General features: G+C 28.9%; 8 protein-coding genes and 1 riboswitch. Of the genes, 4 read left to right on the top strand and 4 right to left on the bottom strand.

Annotation, left to right across the window (positions count from 1 at the left end):
• Window positions 1-214: 214 nt before the first annotated feature.
• Both lexA and VN21_RS15605 read right to left on the bottom strand, forming a co-directional pair.
• The gene (gene lexA / locus VN21_RS15600; protein WP_046824068.1) at window positions 215-850 is read right to left on the bottom strand and encodes a transcriptional repressor LexA; all 636 of its coding nucleotides are present in this window, start codon (window positions 848-850) and stop codon (window positions 215-217) included.
• Window positions 851-946: 96 nt separating this feature from the next.
• Window positions 947-2,086, bottom strand: coding sequence for a tyrosine-type recombinase/integrase (locus tag VN21_RS15605; protein WP_046824069.1), 1,140 nt, complete (start codon window positions 2,084-2,086; stop codon window positions 947-949).
• 254 nt (window positions 2,087-2,340) lie between these two features.
• Window positions 2,341-2,530, top strand: a riboswitch (cobalamin riboswitch).
• A gap of 355 nt (window positions 2,531-2,885) precedes the next feature.
• Here VN21_RS15605 and VN21_RS15610 point away from each other — a divergent pair.
• The 4 genes from VN21_RS15610 to VN21_RS15625 all read left to right on the top strand — a co-directional run bounded on the left by VN21_RS15610 (window position 2,886) and on the right by VN21_RS15625 (window position 8,330).
• Window positions 2,886-4,358 (top strand): 4-hydroxyphenylacetate 3-hydroxylase family protein, encoded by a 1,473-nt coding sequence (locus VN21_RS15610; protein ID WP_046824070.1) that lies wholly within the window; start codon window positions 2,886-2,888, stop codon window positions 4,356-4,358.
• A gap of 37 nt (window positions 4,359-4,395) precedes the next feature.
• On the top strand, window positions 4,396-5,727 hold the full coding sequence (locus tag VN21_RS15615; RefSeq protein WP_046824071.1) for an acetyl-CoA hydrolase/transferase family protein: 1,332 nt from the start codon (window positions 4,396-4,398) through the stop codon (window positions 5,725-5,727).
• 74 nt (window positions 5,728-5,801) lie between these two features.
• Window positions 5,802-7,196 carry an aldehyde dehydrogenase family protein gene (locus VN21_RS15620; RefSeq protein WP_046824072.1) on the top strand — a complete coding sequence of 465 codons (1,395 nt, stop codon included), beginning with the start codon at window positions 5,802-5,804 and terminating at the stop codon, window positions 7,194-7,196.
• A 12-nt stretch (window positions 7,197-7,208) separates the two neighbouring features.
• Window positions 7,209-8,330: a 4-hydroxybutyrate dehydrogenase gene (locus VN21_RS15625; protein ID WP_046824073.1), complete on the top strand. Its 1,122-nt coding sequence runs from the start codon at window positions 7,209-7,211 to the stop codon at window positions 8,328-8,330.
• Between the two features lie 540 nt (window positions 8,331-8,870).
• Here the strand turns inward: VN21_RS15625 and VN21_RS15630 are convergent.
• Together VN21_RS15630 and VN21_RS15635 are read right to left on the bottom strand one after the other, a co-directional pair.
• Window positions 8,871-9,059 carry a small, acid-soluble spore protein, H family gene (locus VN21_RS15630; RefSeq protein ID WP_046824074.1) on the bottom strand — a complete coding sequence of 63 codons (189 nt, stop codon included), beginning with the start codon at window positions 9,057-9,059 and terminating at the stop codon, window positions 8,871-8,873.
• Between the two features lie 99 nt (window positions 9,060-9,158).
• Window positions 9,159-9,419 carry a stage V sporulation protein S gene (locus VN21_RS15635; protein WP_046824075.1) on the bottom strand — a complete coding sequence of 87 codons (261 nt, stop codon included), beginning with the start codon at window positions 9,417-9,419 and terminating at the stop codon, window positions 9,159-9,161.
• Window positions 9,420-9,641: the final 222 nt, after the last annotated feature.

Below are 9,641 nucleotides of genomic sequence, written 5' to 3' on the forward strand. Positions count from 1 at the left end.
TCAAAAAATATAAAAAAAGATAAAAAAACTAATAATAAAATTAAAAATACGAAAGATAAGTATGAAGCTGAAATAAAAAAATCAAAGGGAAGTGGGTATAGCTTTTTAGCAGCAGGAATATCATGTATGTTAGCAGAAATTATTTTGAAGTTTTTAAAATAATAAAAACTAAAATTATAAAAAATAAAGAGATATGTCTATAAAACATATCTCTTTATTTTATTACTCTAAATACACCTCGTACATGGCCTAGTACACTAACTTCAGATGGGTCTAAAATTATAGGTTCCATAAAGTCATTTTCAGGTTGTAATCTTATATGATTTTCTTCTTTGAAAAATCGCTTAACTGTTGCACTATCTTGACGAACTAATGCAACTACTATTTGAGAGTTATAAGCTGTAGTAGCTTTATCAACTATAACGTAGTCTCCATCTAAAATACCTGCATTTATCATACTTTCGCCTTTTACTTTTAATATGAAGTTATCTTTGCCTACAATAAAATTTGCAGGTAATGGTATGTATTCTTCTATATTTTGTTCTGCAAAAATTGGCTCTCCAGCAGTTATTTGACCTAGGACAGGCAAGTGAAGAACCTCTTGATTAAGGCCATTAGCGCCTTCACCTTTATTAGAGTCTAAAACTTCGATAGCCCTAGGCTTTGTTGCATCTCTTCTGATGTACCCTAACTTTTCTAATTTATTTAAATGAGAGTGTACAGTTGATGTAGATCTTAAATCAACAGCTGCACAAATTTCTCTAACTGAAGGTGGATACCCTTTTTGAGTTAATTGATCTTTTATAAACTCAAGTATCATTATTTGTTTATTCGTTAAATCTAGATACATGTTATCATCTCATTTCTAATATTAATTTTTAGTTTTATATTATATATTTTAGCATATTGACCAATTTTATACAAACATTTGTTCTTATATTAGAATTTATTCATCAATATCATCTAGGTCATCTATCCATTCAAAATTATTAACAATATCTCTCTTAACATTTTTCTTATGAGCTGCATACAATTGAGTGGTTGTAACATTATCATGATCTAATAAGTTTTGAACATCATATATAGAAAATCCATTTTGAATTAATGAGGTAGCTGCTGTAGCCCTTAACTTATGAGGACTATAACCTTTATCTCTAGAAGTATCCATAGAAATAGAAGTATACTTTTTAACTAACTGTCTAATTGACTTTGGATCCATTCGTTTATTTTGCAGAGATAGAAATAGTGCATCTTGCATATCTTCACTTAACATGTCACTTTTAGGTCTTTCATTTAAAATGTAATCTCTAACAACTAACTCACAAGTATTATTTATAGGCATTAATACTTCTTTACCTCTTTTTCTATAAATTTTAAACTCTCCTCTTGAAAAGTTAAATGATGAAATATTGAGTTCTCTAAGTTCATTTAACCTAAGTCCATATGTAACAAACAAAGCTAATATAGCTTTATCTCGAAGCTTAGTCTTTTTCCAATAAACTTTCTCTTTATCAGTAAGACCCAAACCTGTATCAACAGCATCTAACATTTTAGCAACTTCATCTATCTCCAAACGCTTAATAGCATCAGGTTGTGGTTTGGGAAGTTTAATTGGATTAAACCCATCTGTTATATTAGCTTCTAATTGATCATTTCTAAAAAGAAATTTAAATAGGGTAGACAAAGATGACTTTTTACGTGCTAAAGCTCGGTTGTTATTTTCATATATATGAGTATTTTTATCAGTATACTTATAATATCTAGTACAATAATCTCCTAAGAATAGATTCACATCTCGTGCTTTTATTTGATTAAACTCATTAAGTGTAATTTCTTTTATCTCATTAGCAACTGTAATTTCTTTAGTTTCTATTAAATATGAACAAAAAAATTGAATATCTTCTAAATAAGCTAGTCTAGTAGTAACCGATACAGATCCTTTTAAATAAATACAGTAATCCTTCATAAACCTAGGAAGGTTATTTTCAACTTGTATACATTTTTCGATAACTCTATTATCTCTAAGAACTATATTATCAGGTTTATCAGATTTATTATGTATTTTAATAGTTTTACTTTCTGCCATTTTAAAACCTCCAAATTTAAACTTTTAATATTTTTAATATAGCATAGTCTTTTTTTGACTTCAACTATTCCTTAAATAATATAATAGAGGTGATGCAAATGTAAAATTCAATTAAAGATTTTAATTACAGTGTAGATAAATGATATTATGTATTCAAAAAAATACAATCTTGAAAGAATTTTTTCATTTTGGTTGCTTTTATATATGAACAGTGCTATTCTAATAGCATAAAATGTATATAAAATAACAAAAATCAAACAATATAAAATATAGGTTTAATCAATATGTATCATTGATTAATTAAAAGGGAATCAGGTGAAAACCCTGAACTATCCCGTAGCTGTATTAGAAGAATTTATGTGCAATATGCCACTTGAAATCAGGGAAGGCGCACATAAGTGATGATTCTTAAGTCAGAAGACCTGCCTATGTTTTGAAGCATTAACTCTACGAGTGATAGGGGTGGCTTTACAATAAATTATCAATTCAATCCTATCAGCCACTAATTACAATTCAAATAATCTATCATAACTTTGTTATTTTTTTCACACTAACCAAGTATTTGTAGAGTTATAACACTCACAATTAAATTTATTTAAATAATACATTTTTATATTTCCACAACACTTCTTTAATAATATCACTTTATCAATGCTTTTAATTATCCTCATAACTTGAAAAGATTTAATAAATTCACAATAACCGTAATGTTTTAGAGGTACAGTATGTAAAGTATAGAGATAAAGCAAGTGAAATGAAACAGTGTTTACAAAATATAAACTATATAGGGGGTATTTTTATGTCATTAATGACAAAAGATCAATACATAGAAAGTATTAGAAACTTAAAACAAAAGGTTTATTTATTTGGGGAGTTAATAGAAAATACTGTAGACAATCCTATAATTCGTCCATCACTTAACTCTGTAGCAATGACTTATGAATTAGCTCAAGATCCACAATATGAAGACATAATGACAGCTACTTCTCATCTTACAGGTAAAAAAGTAAATAGATTCTGTCATATTCACCAAAGTACTGAGGATTTGATTAATAAAGTTAAAATGCAACGTTTATGTGGACAAAAAACTGGGTCATGCTTTCAACGTTGCGTAGGAATGGATGCATTTAATGCAGTTTATAGTACAACATTTGAAATAGATGAAGCTCATGGAACTAATTATCATGAAAATTTCAAAAAGTATATGATATATGTTCAAGAAAATGATTTAGTTGTAGATGGAGCAATGACAGATCCAAAAGGAGATAGAGGATTAGCTCCAAATAAACAAGCTGATCCAGATTTATTCTTAAGAGTAGTTGAAAGAAGGGAAGATGGAGTTGTAGTAAGAGGTGCTAAAGCGCATCAAACTGGTATGGTTAATTCTCATGAAATTCTAGTTATGCCAACTATGACTATGGGTCCTGATGACAAGGATTGGGCAATATCTTTTTCTTTACCAACTGATACTGAGGGAATATTTAGTATATATGGTCGCCAATCTTGTGATACTAGAAAACTTGAAGAAGGTGTAGATATAGATATGGGTAACTCAACATTTGGTGGGCATGAAACATTAACTATTTTTGAAGATGTGTTTGTTCCAAATGAAAGAATCTTTTTAAATGGTGAAGTCGAGTTTTCTGGTATTTTAGTAGAGAGATTTGCAGGATATCATAGACAAAGCTATGGTGGTTGTAAAGTTGGTGTGGGAGATGTACTTATTGGAGCATCAGCAGTAGCGGCTGATTATAATGGGGCAGCTAGAGCTTCACATATAAAAGACAAACTTATTGAAATGACTCATTTAAATGAAACACTATACAGTTGTGGTATTGCTTGTTCATGTGAGGGATGTAAAACAAAATCAGGAAATTACCAAATAGATCTACTTCTTGCAAACGTTTGTAAGCAGAATATAACAAGAATGCCATATGAAATTGCTAGGTTAGCAGAAGATATTGCTGGTGGTATTATGGTAACTATGCCTTCTGAAAAAGATTTTAAAGATCCTAAAATAGGTCCTTATATTGACAAATATTTAAAAGGAGTTGATCATGTTCCTACTGAAGATAGAATGAGAGTTTTAAGACTTATAGAAAATATTACTTTAGGAACTGCTGCTGTTGGATATAGAACTGAATCTATGCATGGAGCAGGTTCACCTCAGGCTCAAAGAATTATGATTTCAAGACAAAGCAACCTAAATAAGAAAAAAGAACTAGCTAAAAATATAGCTAATATAAAAGAGTTAGCTAAAGCAGAGAACTAATAATACTATAAGATCCTAGAATTCAAGGGGTGAAATAATGAACTGGAAGGTTTTATATAAAGAAAAATTAATATCAGCAGAGGGTGCTGCGAAAAAGATAAAAAGTAATAGTAGAATTGTTACTGGTCATGCAGCAGGAGAGCCAAAAAAAGTCATAGAAGCAATGGTTAATGAAAGTGAAAGTTATTCTAATGTAGAAATAGTTCATATGATTGGTATGGGTCCTGGAGAGTATGTTAAAAAGGACAAAGAGCTTAACTTTAAACACAATTCTTTATTTGTTGGGGCATCAACTAGGGAGGCAGTACTAGAAGGAAGAGCAGAGTATACTCCTTGCCATTTTTCTGAAGTTCCACGACTTTTTAAGGAAGAATATTTAAAGGTAGATGTAGCTATAATTCAGGTCTCACAGCCAGATAGAAATGGATATTGTAGCTTTGGAATATCTAATGATTATACTAAATCAGCAGCTGAATGTGCAGATATTGTAATAGCAGAGGTTAACCCTAAAATGCCAAGAACGCTAGGTGATTCTTTTATACATATAAAAGATATTGACTATATAGTTGAGGTTGATTATGACATTATAGAGCTTAAGCCTTCTAAAATAGGAGAAATAGAAAAAGCTATAGGTGAAAACTGTGCAACACTTATAGAAGATGGAGCAACACTGCAGTTAGGAATAGGTGCTATCCCAGATGCTGTACTTCTATTTTTAAAAGATAAAAAAGATTTAGGTATCCACTCTGAAATGATATCAGATGGAGTAGTTGAGTTAGTTGAATCGGGAGTAATTACAAATAGAAGAAAAAATCTACATAAAAATAAAATGATAGTAACGTTTTTAATGGGTACAAAAAAACTATACGATTTTGTCAACGATAATCCTATGGTAGAAATGTTTCCAGTAGACTATGTAAATAACCCTGGTGTAATAAGTAAAAATGATAATATGATATCCATAAATTCTTGTATTCAAATAGATTTAATGGGGCAAATAGCTTCAGAATCTATTGGACTTAAGCAATTTAGTGGTGTTGGAGGTCAAGTAGATTTTATAAGGGGATCTAATATGTCCAAAGGTGGAAAATCAATAATTGCTATACCTTCTACTGCATCAAGAGGAACAGTGTCAAGAATAGTTCCATTCTTAGACAATGGAGCAGCAGTAACTACATCTAGAAATGATGTTCATTATGTAGCTACAGAATATGGGGTAGCAGAACTTAGAGGCAAATCTTTAAAAGAAAGGGCAAGAGCACTTATAAATATAGCACATCCTAATTTTAGAGATGATCTTATAGAAGAATGGGAAAATAGATTCAATAGTAAATTTGATAATTTAAAATATCATAAAGCTTATAATTAGTTAGTTTTAATTTGAAATTAAACAATAAAATAAAATGAATAAACATATTTTATTCTAGTGTGGAGGGGTTTATTATGGATACAAAATCATACATAGATGAATTGGTAAGTAAATCAAGGATAGCACAAAGTAAGTACGAAAATTTTACTCAAGAACAAGTGAATGAAATAGTAAGAGAAATTGCTAAGGTTGTATATGATAAAGCAGAAGAATTAGCTAAAATGGCAGTTGAAGAAACAAGAATGGGAGTTTATGAAGATAAAGTTGCTAAAAATAAAGGGAAATCAAAAGTTATTTGGAATAATTTGAAAGATAAAAAATCAATAGGAATATTAGAAGAAGATAAGGAAAATGCAATTATTAAAGTTGCTAAGCCTAAGGGAGTAATTGGGGCTGTAACGCCGTGTACAAATCCTATTGTTACACCAATGTGCAACGCTATGTTTGCATTAAAAGGAGGGAATTCTATTATTATTTCTCCCCATCCAAGAGCAAAAAAATGTAACAAATATCTAGTAGACTTATTTAATGAAGCTATCAAAAAATTTGAAGCACCAGAAAATTTAATTCAAATTATAGAGGAACCATCTATAGACCTAAGCTTAGAGCTTATGAAATCAGCTGATGTAGTAGTAGCTACTGGTGGTATGGGAATGGTTAAATCAGCTTATAGTAGTGGAAAACCAGCTTATGGGGTTGGAGCTGGAAATGTACAGTGTATAATCGATAGAGACATCGATATAAAAGAAGCTGTAACAAAAATAGTTACTGGAAGAACTTTTGATAATGGAATTATATGCTCAGGAGAACAAAGTGCTATAATACCTAAAGAACTTTATGAAAGAACTATAGAAGAATTTAAGAAAAATGGAGCTTTCTATGTATCAGATGAAAAAACTATAGAAAAATTCGCAAAGGTAATTTTTATAGATGGAAAGATTAATGGAAAGATAGTTGGTCAAAGTGTTCAATTTATTGCTAATTTAGCAGGAGTAGATGTTCCGAAAGACACAAGGGTTATTGTATTAAAAGCAAGAGGCAAAGGATTTGAAGATGTATTATGTAAAGAAAAAATGTGTCCAGTGATGATTTCATTTGAGTATGAAAACTTTAATGAAGCAATAGAAATAGCCCAAGCTAATTTAAATGTAGAAGGAAAAGGACATTCTTGCGCTATTCACTCAAATAATAAAGATCATATTAAATATGCTGCAACTAATCTAACAGTAAGTAGACTTGTTGTAAATCAACCATCATCAACTTCAGCAGGAGGAAGCTTCTACAATGGGTTTGCCCCAACTACTACATTAGGCTGTGGTTCATGGGGAAATAATAGTATTTCTGAAAACTTAGATTATAAGCATTTAATTAACATATCAAGAATAGGTTTTTATAATGCACAAGCAAACGCACCAACAGATGAAGAAATCTGGGAATATGAAAAAACATTGGAAAAAGCTTTAAATTAAGGAGGAGCTCTAATGAAAATGATAGAATTAAAACCTCAAATTTTTAAATTTAATACTTGTAAAGCTTTTATTGAGGAGTTTAAAATAGGCAATGGTGATTTAATATTTACAAATAAGTTTTTGTATGATTTTTTCTTAAAAGATTTAAACATTGATAGTGAATATATTTTTCAAGAAGACTATAAGTTAAAAGAGCCTTCAGATGATATAATCGATGAAATAGTTAAATATATAGCTCCTAAAAATATAAAAAGAGTAATAGCAATTGGAGGAGGCTCAATTATTGACGTATCAAAAATATTATCCCTTAAAAATACTGATTGTTCTCGCAAACTTTTTGAGAAAATAGTTCCTGCAGTAAAAGATAAAGAGCTAATAATAGTGCCTACTACTTGTGGTACAGGTAGCGAGGTTACGAACATATCAATTGCCGAAATAAAAAGCAAAGAAACAAAGATGGGTCTTGCTGTACCAGAGTTATATCCAGATTATGCAGTCCTTATTCCAGAACTTGTTAAGGGATTGCCTTATGATTTCTTTATGTATAGCTCAATAGACGCATTAATTCATGCTATAGAAGCTTATGTTTCTCCAAATGCGAACAACTTTACAGAAATGTTTAGTATTGAAGCAATTAAAATTATAATAGATGGATATAAAAAGGTTATAGAAAAGGGCAAAGAATATAGAAAAGAAATAATAGAAGACTTTTTAATAGCTAGTAACTATGCAGGAATTGCATTTGGAAATGCAGGGGTTGGAGCAGTTCATGCACTTTCATATCCACTAGGGGGAAAATATCATGTACCTCATGGAGAGGCTAATTATCAATTTTTTATAGAGGTATTTAGATACTATAATATTAAAAATCCTAAAGGTAAAATTAAAAATTTAAATAAATTAATATCAGAAATTTTAGAAATTAAGACTGATGTAGATGTGTATGAAGCTTTGGAAAATTTATTAAGTAACTTAATATCTAAAAAACATTTATATGAATATGGTATGAAAGAAGAAGAAATAGATTCTTTTGCACAAAGTGTAATTGAAACGCAACAAAGGCTTTTAAATAATAACTATGTACAAATGGATGTTCAAGATATAGCTAAGATTTACAGAAAATTATATAAATAAAATAAATAGGAAAACTCCAATAAATTATTAATCTTATAGTAAGAGAATATATTTTTGGAGTTTTCTTATTAAAAATAATAATAATTTAAATACGATGTAAATCTATAATTTTTCAAAAAATGTAGATTTAGGTTAAATAATATTAACGTAGACAAATAATATTTTAATATTGCAAATTAATTTATTAAAATCAAATATTAAAACAAAAAGAGAAGCTATGAAAAATCAATAAAATAAAAGATATATGTTAAAAAACGTTAAATATATAGATATAGTTGCTTTTTATACTAACTATACCCTAAATATACATTTAAAGGATAGTTAGGTATTACGAAATGTACTACTCTTCATATATCTATATATAATTAATATGTTTTTCATAGATGTAATTATAATCATTGTATATTATATCTACTATAACGTATTTATATATTATATCCGCTCATATTATATAGGTATAATTGTATATACATATATAATACAAATAAATAATAAAAAACGTCATTTTAGGTCAATTTAAACTTAAAATGACGTTTTTTATTATTTTTCGTTTTCATGTAATGATTCTAAATTAACTTCAAATTTTGAATCATCATTTAGAGATTTAACATATGCTGTACCAATGTTATTGTCAACACTAACTAGTTTTACTGGTTTATTATAATAATAAAGTGTAATATTATTATTTTCATTATTATTGCATATTTCTGCTGCTCTTCTAAGTTGCATAGTGCACCTCCTTATATTTCTTAACTTATATTTTCCTAATATACATATCTTATTCAAAATAAAAGAGACTATTTTCATAGCCTCTAAATTTCTAAAAATTTATCTTGGATTTACGACAAGCTTAATAGCTGTTCTTTCCTCTCCGTCTATATTGACATCAGTAAATGATGGAACACACACTAGATCTATACCACTTGGTGCAACAAATCCTCTTGCTACAGCAACAGCTTTAATAGCTTGATTTAAAGCTCCTGCTCCAATAGCTTGAATTTCAGCACTTCCATTTTCTCTTATAACTCCAGCTAGAGCACCTGCTACAGAATTTGGATTAGATTTTGATGAAACTTTTAATACATCCATTTCAACATCCCCCTCTTATGTTTCTTTGTAGAATATTATTAAATTGTATAGTATCCTATTTAACTACAAATTCTATAAAAAAAATAAAACTCCTTTATTTTAATATTAAAATTAATATTATATTGATATAACTAAGCTTCATAGATTATTTACATATTCTAAGTAGAAATACTTTCCTAAAATTAAAAAGCCTATTAAGGGTTACTTAATAGACTCCTATAT

Source organism: Paraclostridium benzoelyticum (assembly GCF_001006285.1).
GTDB classification, from domain to species: Bacteria; Bacillota; Clostridia; order Peptostreptococcales; family Peptostreptococcaceae; genus Paraclostridium; species Paraclostridium benzoelyticum.

Coding starts and splice junctions, on each gene's coding strand:
- lexA (WP_046824068.1), bottom strand. CDS start 850: ATGTATCTAGATTTAACGAATAAACAAATAATGATACTTGAGTTTATA.
- VN21_RS15605 (WP_046824069.1), bottom strand. CDS start 2,086: ATGGCAGAAAGTAAAACTATTAAAATACATAATAAATCTGATAAACCT.
- VN21_RS15610 (WP_046824070.1), top strand. CDS start 2,886: ATGTCATTAATGACAAAAGATCAATACATAGAAAGTATTAGAAACTTA.
- VN21_RS15615 (WP_046824071.1), top strand. CDS start 4,396: ATGAACTGGAAGGTTTTATATAAAGAAAAATTAATATCAGCAGAGGGT.
- VN21_RS15620 (WP_046824072.1), top strand. CDS start 5,802: ATGGATACAAAATCATACATAGATGAATTGGTAAGTAAATCAAGGATA.
- VN21_RS15625 (WP_046824073.1), top strand. CDS start 7,209: ATGAAAATGATAGAATTAAAACCTCAAATTTTTAAATTTAATACTTGT.
- VN21_RS15630 (WP_046824074.1), bottom strand. CDS start 9,059: ATGCAACTTAGAAGAGCAGCAGAAATATGCAATAATAATGAAAATAAT.
- VN21_RS15635 (WP_046824075.1), bottom strand. CDS start 9,419: ATGGATGTATTAAAAGTTTCATCAAAATCTAATCCAAATTCTGTAGCA.